This is a genomic window from Oceanospirillum multiglobuliferum (genome assembly GCF_900167095.1).
Taxonomy (GTDB): Bacteria; Pseudomonadota; Gammaproteobacteria; order Pseudomonadales; family Halomonadaceae; genus Oceanospirillum; species Oceanospirillum multiglobuliferum.
Genome location: NZ_FUXG01000009.1, coordinates 123,734 through 139,127, shown reverse-complemented (window position 1 = coordinate 139,127; position 15,394 = coordinate 123,734). Strand labels below are relative to the sequence as shown.

Genomic DNA, 15,394 nt, shown 5'->3' with positions numbered 1-15,394 from the left:
AACACCAAAGCAGTTTTTGACTTGCTTAACAATCGACGGATACGTCAGAGATTACAAGCGACAAGCTCAGGCTTGGACGTAAGAATACAAGATACGAACAAAGTAGAAAGTCTAATAACAGATAGGCTTAATTGGCAGACATTCAATCTACACCTTTTTTGCTTGACGACAATAGCGTATTGGAACCACCTGATCCCTTCCCGAACTCAGCAGTGAAACGGTACAGCGCCGATGGTAGTGTGGGGTCTCCCCATGTGAGAGTAGGACATCGTCAAGCGCCTTATATAGAACCCCAGTCTAGCGATAGACTGGGGTTTTTTCGTTTCAAGCGTTTGGAATGTGTTTATAGACTCTGAGTGCAACACGCTGCCGAGGCCTGATATTCAACTCACAAGCAATCCCATCCAACTGCTCCTGACTGTGCACTGACAGATCCGTTCCTTTAGGTAAATATTGGCGGATTAGGCCATTGATATTCTCATTGCTTCCCCGCTGCCACGGGCTGTGTGGATCAAAAAATAGATCCTCACACCTGTACATTGCGTGATTTCCGCATGCTTAGCCATCTCTTTGCCTTGGTCATAGGTCATACTTTTACGTAGCTTCAAGGGCATGCCATTTAAAGCCGCGCTGAAGCCTTCAACAGCTGAGGTGACTGTTGTGTTATTCATTTTGACCAGTATGAGATAACTGCTGGTGCGCTCAACCAATGTTCCGACGGCAGAAGCATTGTTAGATCGACCTCCCAATGACCAAACATCAGGCGATCTTCAACCTCTGGCGGTCTGAGATGGATGCTGACCATATCAGGGATTTGGCCTCGGCGATCAACGCCACCTGGCCGTGGTCTACGTGTAGCTTTACCTTGCCGCAAACAATGAATTAGCTCTTTACGCAGCTCACCAACAGGCAGTGCATAGATCGCATTGTAAATCGTCTCACGACAGACGTAGCTGTCTTCATATCCGGGTAGTTTCATGCGCTTAAGGTTACCCGCAATCTGCTGTGGAGAGAACCTCTGACGCAGCATCAAAATCACGAGGTCAAACAGTTCATTACCCTGAGCAAGCTTTTTCACTGGTCGACAGCCTACTCTTCGAGCCTGACGGTTGGCTTGAGCCTTAGGTGCTTCGTATAGGCCATCGGCAAGCTGGTTACGACGAATCTCTCGACTGATTGTTGAGGGGCTTCGATCAAGTAGGCGAGCAATACTTCGCAGACTGAGATTGTGAAGCAGGCCAATTCGAATGTGGCATGCTCTTCTATGTTGAGTTCTTTGTATGTCATAACAACGCCTTACAGATCCTTAAACACCTGCAATGCTTTATTTTAGTTGTCAAAATCTATGTTACTGGCTTCATGAGGTAACGCTGCCAAAATGTTGCGTCACAAAAGCTAAGTACTCGATTTGCGGCTGCAACCATCAGTAATGCAAATAGTAAGCGAAGCCAAAGTGCACCTGACAAGTCAGCCCCCATCAGCATGATCAGCAAAGTGTCTTCTATGATGCTATGACACAGCCCTAGCAGTAACATGGCTGAAAAGACATCTTTTTGCGGTACATGTCCAGCTTTAGCCTCTTGAATCAATAAACCACCGCCAAAAGACAAACCTAGTGTTACACCTATAATTGTCATACTAGTGGCAGCGCTGCCTATACCTAAAAAGCGCAATATGGGCTGTAATAACCAGATCATTAGCCGTTCAACGTGAATCCAACGTAAAAAGCGCAGTAAAGTCAGCAAGCTCATTACCACTGCAATAATCATCAACAAGCCTTTAATTTGCTGTACTGCCCAAGCAGCTAGAGTGAGCGCTTGTGCTTCTGGCTGCCACAGCAGTTGAACAGGTTCTTGTAACCAGCCTAGAAGCTGATAGGTATGGTGTAAAAAAGCACCAAATAGTAATGCACCAAAAAACCGAATACAAAACGCAACGGGTAAGCGCACCCCCGCTTTCTGTGCAATACGTACCTCAACAGGTAGCCCATGAGCCATCAACATCATGCCACCTAAAACTGTCACTTGAGCCACCGTAAGTTGATGCTCTGCCGCCAAGGGGAAAAACAGCAGCATGCCGCCATAGATATTGGTTAGCAGGGTACTCGCCCAAACGATACCAAATGCTTCAGGTAAACCTACGAAGGTCATTAGCGGCTCTAATAATCGGCCAATAATAGGAATAGCGCCTAGTTCTTCTAAGATTTTCACCACAATTAAGACCGGAATCATTAGCTTAAATAGGGTGAAACAGATTTGATAAGTTTCTCTCAATATAGCAGGCAGAGTGGTGCGTAATAAGGACTGCGCGGTTGCAAGTATCAGGTTCATAAAAGACTCTGTGAGATCATAGAGGTGGTATGGCGACTGTGACAGGGTATTTGTCGCCTGTCACAATCTGTGCCTGCATTCTAATCTAGCCTTATTTTCTATAATTTTTTTGTCGACCTACGTTTAGCTCATAAATTTCTTTATAATGGGAAAAAGAAAATTAATGGTACTTTTACAACTCATAAAGGAAATTATATTAACCACATGGATCGCATTGATATTAAGATTTTAAATCTATTGCAAAAAGACAACCGCATTAGCAATCAAGATTTGGCTGAGGCTGTAGGCTTATCGCCACCTGCCTGCCTAAAAAGAGTACGCAAGTTAAGGTCGCAGGGCATCATCATGGCTGATGTTGCTATAGTGAATCCCGAAAAGGTGGGGCATCGTATTAATGTGATTGTTGAGGTCGAAATAGAGCGCGATCAACTGGATATCTACGATCAATTCAGTCGTAAAATGAATGCGGCTCCAGAAGTCAGCCAGTGTTACCAAGTTACAGGTGAGATTGATTTTGTACTGGTAGTGCTGGTGCCTGATATACAAGCCTATGAAGCTTTTGCCCGTAGAGAGCTTGCAAGTAACCCTCATCTGCGTAAATTCAGGTCGTTGATCTCATTAAGGCGAGAGAAGTTTAAAACAGAAATTTCGCTTTAGTTGTCTTTTTTAGGTGTTGTTTTTATGTCTTCTCGATCTTCTACTCAATCTGGAAGTCAGTACTTAGTTGTTGCTGCACTTTCCGCTTTTTTCATGGGCACGATTGGTGCTATTTCCCATTACGCTGGCACTGGGGCGGAAACGGTAACGTTTTATCGCCTATTAGTTGGAGCGGTGCTAATGGCTGTATTTTTACTTGCAACGGGACAACTCGATAAACTCTTTGTTTGGCCAGGGTTTAAAGTACTGATTACGGGTAGCTTTTTAGCAGGCTTTGTCGTGTTTTATATCACGTCTATGAGCTATACCAGCATGGCCAACGCCATTATGCTGATTTATCTAGCCCCTGTAGCGGCATCTGTTGTTGCACACTTTTTTATGGGAGAGCATCTTACGAGAGTGAGTGTGGCTCTGATTGGTCTGGCGCTATTCGGCTTTGCCATGATGATGGAGTTTAATGTTTCGCTATCGGGTCGAGCTGAAGAGGCGTTAGGTTTATTTTATGGTCTGTGCGCCATGTGCTGCTACGCGGCTTTTATTCTCACTAATCGGCTGATTGATGACAAAGTGCATGTGCTAACCCGTAGTGGCTATCAGATGCTTGCAGGGGCTTTGTGTATGCTGCCGTTAGTATTGCAACAAAGCGAAAGCATCAGCATTAATCAATGGAGCTGGTTGATTCTTGCAGGAATAGTCCCTGGTTTTTTGGCCATTATGCTTGCAGTTATTGCTCTTAGGGCTTTGCCTGCTGCAACTTTCGGCACCTTGGCTTACCTAGAGCCTATTACAGTTGTGGTCTTTGCTTGGGTACTATTTGACCAAACGCTTAGCATACTTCAATTATCGGGCTGTGCTTTGATTATGTTTTCCGGTGTAGTTCAGGCGCTACAGTCCACTAAGTAGAGCCGAATAAAAAGTCGATATTGTTGAATTTTTCACATCGAGCAAAACTAACTGTTAAGCATACTTTACAGTTTCATGGCTAATTGTCTCATTTGACTCAATTCTTAGTTCGATTTGCTATTTTATTTTATTGGACTAGCTGATATTTATATCGACCGAGGTACTCAAGAAAGCAGGCACAATAACAATATAAGAGAAAACTCTCATGGTTCTAATTAAAAAACTTTTACAACATTGGCTTTATCTCTTGCTGTCAGCGCTGCGGTGCATGCAGCTGATACATTAAAAATTGGTATTGCAGGACCGCAATCAGGCTCCGTTGCACAATACGGTGATATGCAGTTCCAAGGTACTCATGCTGCCATTGAGCTGATCAATAAAGCTGGCGGTGTGAACGGTATGAAGATTGAGGCCGTTGAATATGATGACGCTTGCGACCCTAAGCAAGCCGTTGCGGTTGCTAACAAGCTGGTCAGTGACGGTGTGCAATATTTGGTTGGTCATTTATGCTCTAGCTCTACACAACCTGCATCAGATGTTTATGAGGATGAAGGCGTTCTGGCAGTGACTTGCTCAACCAATCCTGCGATTACAGCCAATGGTTATAAAATGATTTTCCGCACGATTGGCTTAGATTCAGATCAAGGCCCAACGGCGGCTCGCTATATTGCTCAGAAACTAAAACCGAAGAAAGTTGCGGTTATTCATGATAAGCAGCAATACGGTGAAGGTATTGCGATGTCTGTACGAAGTGAGCTGATAAAGGCAGGGATCGAGGTTGCAGTTCTGGAAGGTATTACAGCGGGTGACAAAGACTTTTCCGCTTTAATTTCAAAATTGAAACGCGAAGGCATTGATCTAGTTTACTACGGTGGCTATCACCCTGAGCTAGGCTTAATTATGCGTCAAAGCACTTCTAGTGGTTTTAAACCGCAATTTGTTGGCCCAGAAGCAGTGGGTAACAAGGCTATCGCTTCTATCGCTGGAGAGGCAACAGAAAACCTACTGGTTACGCTACCTGCACGCTATGATTTACTACCAAAAAACAAGCCAATTGTTGACCTGATGAAGTCAAAAGGCCAAGACCCTACCGGCCCATTCGTTTGGACCAGTGTTGCCGCTGTACAGGCGATGACAAAAGTCATTGCAGAAGTAGGCTCAGATGATCCTTCTAAAGTGGCTGAAGGTTTACGTGGCAACACAATCGACACGGCCATGGGACCTCTAACTTGGGATCAAAAAGGCGATTTAATCGGCTTTGAGTTCGGTATCTATCAGTGGCATGCAGATGGTACTGGTACTCAGCTATAAAAGATCAGGACACTAAAGCGACAAAACTAAAGAGGCCAAGCAACTACCCTGCTTGGCCTCTTTTTTTATTCAAATCCAGCCTTAGTGTTATTTTGCAGTCAGCGGCATGGTTTCAAACACCACGCCCTGCCATCCTGTTTGCATAAAGTTACGAATATTGGCATGGTCTGTACCTTCAGGGGTATTCAGAACATCTTGATAAAAGCGTCCAAAGCAAGCCAGTGTTTGTGCTTCACTTAACTGCTGTAGTTTTGCAAAAGCAAATATTTTGCAACTACCTTCGTTTTGTCCAGCGGCATTCTGTACTGATCCATTTTGGAATGCTGCGGGGCTGTAGTCATAGTTGGCACTGATAACGGCAATACTGTCTTCAAAATCAAGTTTTGCATCAGTGCCGATTTGGCTCAAAAAATCATTTAACAACATAATACTTTTAGCTCTCTAACTGGCTTTAAAAAATTAATCTATTACTGTAGTGCTGGCCAACCGAACACTGCTTTTACCATTGAGTTTCACCTCATACATCATCTGGTCTGCGGCATTAATCAACTCATCAATATGCGTGCCATGGCGAGGGTAACTAGCAATGCCGATACTGGCTGAAATATGTGCGCTGGTGCTGGCGCTTAACAAGTATGGCTGACTGATACTTGCCACCAACAAATGACCAATTTCAAGTAACTGAACCTCTGAATGAGCCCCTTTTAGTAACACTGTAAATTCGTCGCCTCCAAGTCGTGCGACGAGGGCGCTTTCTGGCAGCTCATTTTGTAGGCGCTTAGCAACTTTTTGTAGCACTACATCTCCACTGGCGTGACCTTGATGATCATTAACAGCTTTAAAGCCATCAAGGTCTATAAACATTAAACTTAACGGTTGCTCTTCCAGCATTGCACTGCTTAAAGTTTGCATAAACAGCGAGCGGTTAGGTAAGCCTGTTAAGCTGTCGTAGTGTGCTTGCCACCACACTTTATATTCTGCTGCCTTACGCTGTGTAATATCACTAAAAATTGCCACATAGCGCTGCGGTTGCTTATTGGCATGAGTTTTAACAGTACGAATAGAGAGCCATTCATTGTATTGGCTGCCATCTTTCTTTTTATTGATGATCTCTCCTTGCCAGCCCCCCTCATTACAAATGGATTGCCACATTTTGTCGTAAAAATCTTGACTGTGAGAGCCCGAGTTCAGCAGTTTGGGGTTTTTGCCAATAACCTCTTCTAAGGTGTAGCCCGTGATTTCTGTAAATGAAGGGTTCACCGCCTCAACAATATTGTCTTGGTTGGTGATCATGATGCCTTCGTTGCAGAAATTGAATACAGTGGCAGCTAGCTGTAGCTCTTCCTCATGCTTTTTACGTTCAGTAATATCATGCAACATCACTGTGGTAATAACTTCGTTATTGGAAACAGCTTGTGACAACACCACTTCAACGGTAAAAGCATTACCATTTTTATCAATGGCCAGTGTTTCATGACGCTGGTTCTTCTTCACCTGTGTAAGGTGCGTATTCACCAGCATTCGATAAACCAGCTGCGTATAGTCTGGTAATAAGCGATCAATTTTATAAACATCAACAACCTCTGTCTCTTCATAGCCAAAAATAGCTTCTGATGCAGGGTTGAAGTTGATGATACGACCGTGACTATTCACGCTGATAATACTGTCAATTGCATGGTTGATTAGAGCCGCTTTTCTGGCCTCGCTGGTTTGAAGTGCCAACCTGTCGCTTCTCATTTTCAGTAAGTACTTTAGTCTGTTCCGCAACACGGCCCAGTTAATCGGCTTTGCGATGAAATCTACTGCACCAGCATTAAAGGCGCGATCAATAGAGTCTTCATCCTCTAAGGCTGTCACCATTAATACAGGTAGTAAATCACCATGCTGCTCATACAAAATTTTGCAGCAGGTGAAACCGTCTTTTAAGGGCATATTGGCATCAAGTAGGGCTAAATCTATTTGATGTTGCGACGAAAGCCTGAGAGCTTCATCTCCGTCAGACGCACAGATGGGGGTGTAACCTTGCTGAGAGATAAAGCGGCTCAGCATAAGTTGGGTAACAACGTCATCTTCGGCGATCAAAATATTAGCTTTACGTTCCATACGTTTTCCGCAAAGAGTTTTCTAAGCAATATTCAGAGGGCTAACTAAAAGAGCTACTGAATATAGGTTTGAATTGCATTCTGGCTTTCAATAAAACTGCTTTGCAGTTGGTTAAAATAGGCTGTGTATTGCGCTGTTCCATTGCTTTGGCACATATCCTCCATCTCCCTAGACAAGTTACCTAGCTGGTTAAGCCCTAAATTTCGGCTACTTCCTTTAATTTTATGGCAAATGCTTTGCACTTTTAACCCATCATTCGCTGAAATAGCCTGTTCAAGTTCAGATAAATATTGCTGCAATGAGCTGAAATATTGCTCGTAGATAGGCGCCAGATCTCCACCCAACTCTTTATCTAAACGTTTCACAGTAAGTTCGCTGATAAGCTCTGTACTGTGGTTCGAGGCACCTGAAAGAGGTACGACATTATCTTCTACTAACTGAGGTTGAATCAGCGTCTCACTGAACTCAGCACTGGGAGAATTAAGCCAAGTTTTTAAGCAGTTAGTCAGTGTTTCTGCCACTATTGGCTTTGTTAGGTAGTCATTCATGCCAGCATCGATACAGCGTTCCATATCGCCTTTCATCGCATGGGCGGTAAGCGCAATAATCGGCGTGTTAGGTAGATGATGTTCGGCTTGGAATTTACGGATCTCTTGGCTAGCTTCGTAGCCATCCATAATCGGCATCTGAATATCCATAAGAATCAGATCGTAGTAGCCACTTTTAACTTTATCGACTGCTTCAGACCCATTTTTTGCCCAGTCAGCAGTTAGCCCAATCTGTTTGAGCATTCCTTCAACAACCAGCTGATTAACGTGCACATCTTCGGCTAATAAAATCCTAATATCTGAACTCAGTTGAGTCGTAGCAGTGGTGGGCGGTATGGCTTCAATCTCAGATGCAATCTGTTCATGCTCTATAAGCACATCACTACATTTTAATGGCAGTTCAAACCAGATATCAGTGCCTTTACCCAGCTCACTACTGAGACCTATTTTCCCACCCATTAGCTCAACTAACTGTTTGCAAATTGCAAGCCCTAGACCTGTACCACCAAACTGGCGGGTAGTAGAAACATCAGCCTGTACAAACTTATTGAATAGCTTGCTTTGTACTTCTGCTCGAATACCTATACCCGTATCCCTGATATGGAAGTGGGTATGATAGATATTATCTTCGAGAGGGATCACCCTTGCACTCAGCTCAACATGGCCTTTTAACGTGAACTTAATCGCGTTACTCATCAAGTTGGATAGCGTTTGCTCTATGCGCCCAAAGTCAGCGATTACTTTATGTTGAAGATTACAAGGTGCATCAATAAAAACCTTCAGTCCTTTCTTTTCGGCAGTAGGTGTAAAGGTTTGGCCAACATGTTGAATTAATTCACACAAGCTGAACTCACTTGGAGATAAATTCAGCTGTCCCGCCTCTATCTTCGAAAAGTCTAAAATATCATTCAAAATATTGAGTAAATTCTCACCAGACTGTTGCACGGTGGTTAGGTAATCGTGCTGTTCCTTTGTTAACTGTGTACGCAATAAAATATCAGTTAAACCAAGTACACCGTTCATGGGTGTGCGAATTTCATGGCTCATCATTGCTAGAAATTGGCTTTTGGCCTTAACTGCAGCCTCTGCTTCAATTAATGCCTGTTGTAACTCTAGGTTTTTACTTTCAATGGCATTATTGGCGCTGGTCAGTTTTTCATTATCTTCTGCTGTTCGTTTCTGTGCAGCTTGAAGCTCTGACCGCATCTCTGCAAAGGCATTCTTTAACTCACCAACCTCATCTTTAGAGGTGTCAGGTAAAACAGCATCGTAATTTCCCTTTCTTAACGCCTTTACCGCCAGAGCTAATTTGACAATAGGTTTAATAACAACGCGACGATTCCAGAGCGCACTGAGTGAGATTAACAATAGTGCAGTGATAAAAATCAGATACTCGAACTGAGCGAACTCATTCAATATATGATTTTTTTGCGATGTAATATCAAACTCAAGAATCAATAGACCGAGCTGCTCTCCAGACCAGAGTATAGGTTGTTCAAGTCGAATATAATCGATGCCATCCGGCGAGACAGGCTTATCGAAGGGGTACAGCATAAAATTATCTGCGTCAATTACACTGAAAGCAACCCAGCCACTTTGACGCCCAGATTCTGCCGTCTCCAATATGCTATGTAGCTTGGCAATGTCTCCTGACAGTAGCTCCTCTGCAATAATTGGAGCCAAAATCCCCAAGTGTTGAGACTCTTGAGCCAGTACATATTCTGTTTGAGACCCCAGTGCAATAGGTTCAATACCAAAGCGCAAAATAGCCATTAGTACCGCAAATGCCCCTAATGCAGGCAGCAGCATTTTTCTTTGTAAAGTCATTCGCTAGGCTCTTTTTCTCTAAGGATGAACATAAAACGCATCTAACTTCAAAGCCTTAAAAGGCTCGTAGTCTATAGTGGTTGCTACACCTATAGTTTTGAAGGGTACTTTTGCGAGTAGTTCAGCCCCAGCACTTGTACTACCAATGGCAAGAAAAGCTTCTTGCACCTGTTTGGCAACAGATGCAGGTACTTGCTTATTAACCACAACAGGATGTGGTGCCACTTTAGGGGTAGTGTACAGCACTCTTAGGCGCTGCTGTATTCGCTCAGGTTGCTGTGACAACGTTTTCAGTACGCCGCCACCCGCATCTGCTTTACCTAAGGCCACATTGAGGTAGACAGAAGAGTGTGTATTCACATATTTGGTGAAGTAGTCAATTTTATATTCATTAGTCATTGCTGCGCGCGTCATTAGCGACGCGCCCAAGGCATTAGGGGCGGGCAAAGCAATAAGCTTTTTATTTAAGTCTGCCAGTGATTGATAAGGGCTGTCTTTGGCAACAACAACAATACCTGATAATTGTTTGCCTACATCACGCACTAAAGGCGTATAAATATCTTGAGCAACAAAATAGTGATAAGGGTTCATATAAGCAAAATCAAACTGACCTGCTAGAAACTCTTTCTCAAATGCCGAAATAGTCGGCGCACCTCTAAATACAAACTGATGGCCAGTGCGAACCGACAATTCATCTAGAATGGGCTTCCAAATCGCATGCAGCTTTTTAACTTCAAACTGAGGCACAATGCCAATCGAATAGGTGTCGGCAAAAGCCATGCTAGATACTGAGCATGCAAAGATGGGGAGTAGTGCAAGTTGTTGAATTGTTTTCATAAACGTGCGCTTATTTAGGGGATTTGTGAGGGTATGGTCATTCTCAACCTTTTAGTTAATGAACTCAAGGCACATTGGCGACATTTTACCTAGTGAAGCTTTTCAATCCTAAGCATAAAGCCGTGTTGCATAAACATTAGGCTGTTCCCATACTCTTTGTGACTTTGTCGTCAAATTTAAAACTATACACATTTAGTTCACTCTTTTGGGGGCGCTATGCCACACAGGGCACATCTATTTTCATTACGTATAGCGGATGCCTTTCGTTCTACCTGCCTTGAAAAGAGCTATACCAAAACACTCTTCACCAAAGACCTAATGGCAGGTATTACCGTTGGTATTATTGCAATTCCGCTAGCGATGGCCTTGGCAATAGCCAGTGGAGTGCCGCCTCAATATGGTTTGTATACGGCATTTATAGCGGGATTTATTATTGCGCTTACAGGAGGCTCTCGCTTTAGTATTTCAGGGCCAACTGCAGCTTTTGTAGTGATTTTATACCCCATTGCACAACGCTATGGTCTAGGCGGGCTATTAATTGCTACGGTGATGTCTGGCTTTACTTTGATACTGTTAGCTTATCTTCGACTGGGCCGATTTATTGAATACATACCCGAGCCAGTTACCCTTGGGTTTACAGGTGGCATTGCCATCGTGATCGCAACATTACAGGTTAAAGACTTTTTTGGCCTATCTATAGAGCAGATGCCTGAACACTATACCGAGAAGCTTGCATTTTTAATTCATGCGCTGCCTGAGTTTCACTGGCCAAGTTTGTTGATTGCAGCGGTAACGCTTTTCGTGATGCTAATATGGCGCAAGCTAGGCTCAGCCATTCCACCACATTTACCCGCAGTGATTACTGGTAGCCTTTTGGCTATCTTATTTAACTATTATGGCTTAGACGTTGACACTATAGGCTCTCGTTTTAGCTATCTACTTGAAGATGGCAGTACAGGTACAGGCATTCCACCTTATTTACCAGAGTTTCAATGGCCTTGGTTGCAAGCAAATGCAGAGGGTGACGCTATAGGTTTAAGTTGGACACTTATACAAGATTTACTCCCTGCCGCCTTTGCCATAGCGATGCTAGGTGCTATTGAGTCATTACTTTGTGCCGTAGTATTAGATGGTATGACGAATACACGCCACAGTGCCAATAGTGAGCTAATGGGGCAAGGTATAGGCAATATCATTACGCCATTCTTTGGCGGCATTACAGCAACCGCGGCATTAGCACGATCAGCAGCTAACTTTAAATCTGGTGCACACTCTCCTGTAGCCGCAATGATTCATGCTGTTGTCGTGCTGTTGGGGTTAGTAGTTTTAGCGCCTATTTTGGCTTATATGCCAATGCCTGCAATGGCAGCCTTACTACTGATGGTCGCTTGGAATATGAGTGAAGCACCTAAAGCCGTTCATCTTGTTAAAACAGCGCCCCAAGGCGATTTGTGGGTGTTTTTTACTTGCCTATCTCTAACCGTTTTATTTGATATGGTAATTGCCATTACAGCAGGTATTTTGTTGGCAGCATTGCTGTTTATGAAAGAGATTGCAGAGATGACCAAAGTCAGTGACATCTCTCTTAATAAGCGTTTAGTTAATATCGACTTACCAGAGGGTTGGCAAGTTTATAAAATCAATGGCCCGTTATTTTTTGCCGCCGCTGAGCGTATTTTTTCAGAGTTAGCGGAGCTTTCTAAGGACGCAAAGGGTATTGTGCTTTATATGGATGGCGTACCCATACTGGATGCAGGGGGGTTAGCTGCGATGCAACAGCTTATTAAGCGCTGCAAACATCATAATACTCAGCTTTGGTTTGCAGACTTTCAGTTTCAACCCCTAAAAACACTAGCACGGGCTAAAATGCAGCCTATCGACAATCTAACTCAATACTATCCCACATTGGCTGTCGCATTAGATGCTTTATCAGAGCATCGTACAGATCAAAGCTGAAAAGCAATATAAAGCTAAGCCATTAGCTCAGGTTAAGAAATAATAGCAACGGAATAGTGAAATATAATAACGATAAGAGTATGGCTGGGCGGAAAGGATAAACCGCCCGCATCCATGCGGGTTAAGCTAGCAGTTAAGCAACACAGTACATTTGATGTAACGTGCTGATAATTGTGCTGGCTTGATCGCCATTTAGCGAATAATAAATTGTTTGTGACTCACGGCGAGTCTTCACCAGATTATCACGGCGTAAAACAGCTAAATGTTGAGATAAAGCCGACTGACTTAAATCCAACGACTCATTTAGCTGGCTTACAGAAAGCTCTTTACCTTCCAAGTAGCAAAGAATCATTAAACGGTTTTCATTTGCTAGTGCTTTCAGCAGGGCGGTTGCTTCCTTGGCGTTATCCCGCATCGCTACCAAGTCAACGTTGGCTTGGGCTGATTCTGCGTTAGTTGTCATTCGTACCACTCGCTTGAAGCTAATTTAGTTATAATTGATATTAGACCATATTGCGAAATTCAACAAATAATCAGTCGCATTTCCGCAAGGTCGATGATTATAAAGGGTGTTGCAGTATGATTAAAGCAACTCTGATCAATACTTATGATTGTCAACAGAATTGACAGTAAACCTTGGTATAAAGTTCCACACCTCTAGTTTTGTCGACATTTAATCGAAAGCTTTAACGTTCTAGGCTTCTCCTGAAAATAGCGCCCTTCTCAGGCAAAGCAAGCACAACAACCCAATAAGTGGGCACTTCCACCTTTTGTCGTAGTTTCAAAGCATCATAAATCAATTACAGTTGGCTCAGTCTTAAACGGGATTTTGTCGACAATCGGCAAAGCCATATTGATTAAGTGTATCCATAACAACTAAAAAGAGGTCCCGCCATGACCTATCAGGCAGAATACGAAAAATCAATCAACCAACCTGAACTATTTTGGGCTGAAAAAGCCGCTGACATTCCTTGGTATAAAAAACCAAGCCAAATTTTAGGGAAAGATGAGTTCGGTACTGACCGTTGGTTTATGGATGGTGAGCTGAATACTTGCTATGCCGCACTGGACTATCATGTTGAAAGTGGTCGTGGCGAACAAATTGCGCTGTATTACGATTCCCCTGTTACTGATACCAAATACAGCCTGACTTACTCAGAACTACAAAGCAAAGTGGCCCTATTTGCAGGCGCACTTGCTGATAAAGGCATTGTAAAAGGTGACCGCGTTATTGTTTACATGCCAATGGTGGCTGAAGCAGTTATCGCAATGTTAGCTTGCGCCCGCTTAGGTGCTGTGCATTCAGTTGTATTCGGTGGTTTTGCACCACACGAACTTGCCGTACGTATTGATGATGCAACACCTAAGGCGATCATCTCGGCTTCTTGCGGTATCGAAATTCAGAAAGTGATCCCTTACAAAGAGATGCTAGATGAAGCGATTAGTCTAGCCGCTCACAAGCCAGAGTTTTGTGTCCTGCTACAGCGCCCTCAAGTTCAAGCAGCGCTAACAGAAGGCCGTGATTTTGACTGGGCGGCATTGGTTGCAGACGCTAAACCAGCGCCTTGCACCCCTGTTGCAGCTACTGACCCGCTCTATATTCTGTATACCTCTGGCACCACTGGTAAGCCAAAAGGGGTGGTTCGTGACAATGGCGGCCATGCTGTTGCGCTGAAATACAGTATGAAAGCGATTTATGACATGAACCCCGGTGAAGTCTTTATGGCTGCATCAGATGTGGGTTGGGTTGTAGGCCACTCTTACATCGTTTATGCCCCATTACTGGCAGGCTGCACCACGGTTGTTTACGAAGGTAAACCTGTTCGCACCCCAGACTGCGGTGCTTTCTGGCGCTTGATTGAAGAGTACAAGATTAAAGGCTTCTTCACGGCCCCAACCGCTTTCCGTGCTGTGAAAAAAGAAGATCCAGACGGCGAAGAGCTGAAAAAATATGACATCTCTTCACTGAAAAACCTATTCCTAGCGGGTGAACGTTTAGATCCGCCCACTTTCTACTGGCTGCAAGAGCTAGTTGGCGTACCAGTTGTGGATCACTGGTGGCAAACTGAAACCGGTTGGGCAATTGCTTCCAACCAGATGGGTATTGAGCCGCGTTCTGCTAAAGCAGGTTCAGCAACTGTACCTACTGCAGGCTTTAACGTGCAGATTTTAGATAGCAAAGGCGGTCAAATGCCTGCTTCTGAACAGGGCAGCGTTTGCATTCAACTGCCAATGCCACCGGGCTGCTTAACCACAGTTTATGGTGATCCAGAGCGTTTCAAAAACTCTTACATGAACACCTTTAAAGGCTATTACTTAACAGGTGATGGTGGCTATATTGATGAAGAAGGCTATGTCTTCATCATGGGACGTACCGATGACGTGATCAACGTTGCAGGTCACCGTCTGTCTACAGGTGAGATGGAAGAAATTATCGCAGGTCACCCAGGGGTTGCCGAGTGTGCCGTAATTGGTGTCAACGATGAGCTAAAAGGCCAATTGCCTGTTGGCTTGGTCATCATGAAAGATGGTTACTCAGGTGATAGCGAAACATTAGAAGCGGAGCTAGCTGCTCGCGTTCGTAAAGAGATTGGCGCAATCGCTTGCTACAAGCAAACCCTGGTAGTGGATCGCTTACCAAAAACCCGTTCTGGTAAAATTTTGCGTAATATTCTGCGTTCAATCGCTGACGGTAAAGACTACGTTGTACCATCCACCATTGATGATCCAGCAAGTTTGCCAGAGATTGAATCAATTATGGCAGACAACAAAATTGGTTTTGCAGGCCGCTAAAAGCTTTAGAAGCGCCGTGCCAGCGCTTCTTTAAAAAATACCTCAATCTATGCAGCTGTCACTGCATAAGTTGAGGTGATCAGTAAAACTGTTTTGCCCTTTTTTCCATGATGGAACCGAGCCAGCTTT

At 43.9% G+C, this 15,394-nt stretch carries 11 protein-coding genes, 1 rRNA gene and 1 pseudogene; 6 read left to right on the top strand and 7 right to left on the bottom strand.

Going from position 1 to position 15,394, the window contains the following annotated elements; all coding sequences use genetic code 11:
• The first annotated feature begins 161 nt into the window (after positions 1–161).
• A 5S ribosomal RNA gene (gene rrf, locus B5D26_RS08200) occupies positions 162–277 on the top strand.
• Between the two features lie 86 nt (positions 278–363).
• Here the strand turns inward: rrf and B5D26_RS08195 are convergent.
• Positions 364–1,287 (bottom strand): annotated as a pseudogene (locus tag B5D26_RS08195) (IS30 family transposase); the annotation flags it as partial.
• A 56-nt stretch (positions 1,288–1,343) separates the two neighbouring features.
• Positions 1,344–2,330, bottom strand: coding sequence for a hypothetical protein (locus B5D26_RS08190; protein ID WP_078745241.1), 987 nt, complete (start codon positions 2,328–2,330; stop codon positions 1,344–1,346).
• A gap of 204 nt (positions 2,331–2,534) precedes the next feature.
• On the opposite strand from B5D26_RS08190, the gene B5D26_RS08185 reads away from it, so the two are divergent.
• From B5D26_RS08185 to B5D26_RS08175, 3 genes are all read left to right on the top strand, one after another.
• Positions 2,535–2,987, top strand: coding sequence for an Lrp/AsnC family transcriptional regulator (locus B5D26_RS08185; RefSeq protein ID WP_078745240.1), 453 nt, complete (start codon positions 2,535–2,537; stop codon positions 2,985–2,987).
• A 24-nt stretch (positions 2,988–3,011) separates the two neighbouring features.
• A complete protein-coding gene (locus B5D26_RS08180) occupies positions 3,012–3,890 on the top strand; it encodes a DMT family transporter (protein WP_078745239.1) in 879 nt (292 codons plus the stop codon).
• 234 nt (positions 3,891–4,124) lie between these two features.
• A complete protein-coding gene (locus tag B5D26_RS08175) occupies positions 4,125–5,201 on the top strand; it encodes a branched-chain amino acid ABC transporter substrate-binding protein (protein WP_078745238.1) in 1,077 nt (358 codons plus the stop codon).
• An 87-nt stretch (positions 5,202–5,288) separates the two neighbouring features.
• On the opposite strand, the gene B5D26_RS08170 is transcribed toward B5D26_RS08175, so the two are convergent.
• From B5D26_RS08170 to B5D26_RS08155, 4 genes are read right to left on the bottom strand one after another with little or no spacing between them, the layout of a single operon-like run.
• On the bottom strand, positions 5,289–5,627 hold the full coding sequence (locus B5D26_RS08170; protein WP_078745237.1) for a HopJ type III effector protein: 339 nt from the start codon (positions 5,625–5,627) through the stop codon (positions 5,289–5,291).
• A gap of 33 nt (positions 5,628–5,660) precedes the next feature.
• Positions 5,661–7,304, bottom strand: coding sequence for a GGDEF domain-containing response regulator (locus B5D26_RS08165; protein ID WP_078745236.1), 1,644 nt, complete (start codon positions 7,302–7,304; stop codon positions 5,661–5,663).
• 53 nt (positions 7,305–7,357) lie between these two features.
• A complete protein-coding gene (locus B5D26_RS08160; RefSeq protein ID WP_078745235.1) occupies positions 7,358–9,679 on the bottom strand; it encodes an ATP-binding protein in 2,322 nt (773 codons plus the stop codon).
• An 18-nt stretch (positions 9,680–9,697) separates the two neighbouring features.
• Positions 9,698–10,516, bottom strand: coding sequence for a phosphate/phosphite/phosphonate ABC transporter substrate-binding protein (locus tag B5D26_RS08155; protein WP_078745234.1), 819 nt, complete (start codon positions 10,514–10,516; stop codon positions 9,698–9,700).
• A 216-nt stretch (positions 10,517–10,732) separates the two neighbouring features.
• Between B5D26_RS08155 and dauA the strand changes: the two genes are divergently transcribed.
• Complete coding sequence (dauA, locus tag B5D26_RS08150) at positions 10,733–12,472, top strand: C4-dicarboxylic acid transporter DauA (RefSeq protein WP_078745233.1); 1,740 nt, start codon at positions 10,733–10,735, stop codon at positions 12,470–12,472.
• 133 nt (positions 12,473–12,605) lie between these two features.
• Here dauA and B5D26_RS08145 read toward each other — a convergent pair whose 3' ends face one another.
• Positions 12,606–12,887, bottom strand: a complete 282-nt coding sequence (locus B5D26_RS08145) for an ArsR/SmtB family transcription factor (protein WP_078745254.1) — start codon at positions 12,885–12,887, stop codon at positions 12,606–12,608.
• Positions 12,888–13,366: 479 nt separating this feature from the next.
• On the opposite strand from B5D26_RS08145, the gene B5D26_RS08140 reads away from it, so the two are divergent.
• On the top strand, positions 13,367–15,265 hold the full coding sequence (locus tag B5D26_RS08140; protein WP_078745232.1) for a propionyl-CoA synthetase: 1,899 nt from the start codon (positions 13,367–13,369) through the stop codon (positions 15,263–15,265).
• Positions 15,266–15,394: the final 129 nt, after the last annotated feature.

Bases quoted from the DNA above. Each gene is read 5' to 3' on its own strand.
- B5D26_RS08190 (WP_078745241.1), bottom strand. From the start codon at position 2,330: ATGAACCTGATACTTGCAACCGCGCAGTCCTTATTACGCACCACTCTG.
- B5D26_RS08140 (WP_078745232.1), top strand. From the start codon at position 13,367: ATGACCTATCAGGCAGAATACGAAAAATCAATCAACCAACCTGAACTA.
- B5D26_RS08165 (WP_078745236.1), bottom strand. From the start codon at position 7,304: ATGGAACGTAAAGCTAATATTTTGATCGCCGAAGATGACGTTGTTACC.
- B5D26_RS08145 (WP_078745254.1), bottom strand. From the start codon at position 12,887: ATGCGGGATAACGCCAAGGAAGCAACCGCCCTGCTGAAAGCACTAGCA.
- dauA (WP_078745233.1), top strand. From the start codon at position 10,733: ATGCCACACAGGGCACATCTATTTTCATTACGTATAGCGGATGCCTTT.
- B5D26_RS08170 (WP_078745237.1), bottom strand. From the start codon at position 5,627: ATGTTGTTAAATGATTTTTTGAGCCAAATCGGCACTGATGCAAAACTT.
- B5D26_RS08185 (WP_078745240.1), top strand. From the start codon at position 2,535: ATGGATCGCATTGATATTAAGATTTTAAATCTATTGCAAAAAGACAAC.
- B5D26_RS08180 (WP_078745239.1), top strand. From the start codon at position 3,012: ATGTCTTCTCGATCTTCTACTCAATCTGGAAGTCAGTACTTAGTTGTT.
- B5D26_RS08155 (WP_078745234.1), bottom strand. From the start codon at position 10,516: ATGAAAACAATTCAACAACTTGCACTACTCCCCATCTTTGCATGCTCA.
- B5D26_RS08160 (WP_078745235.1), bottom strand. From the start codon at position 9,679: ATGACTTTACAAAGAAAAATGCTGCTGCCTGCATTAGGGGCATTTGCG.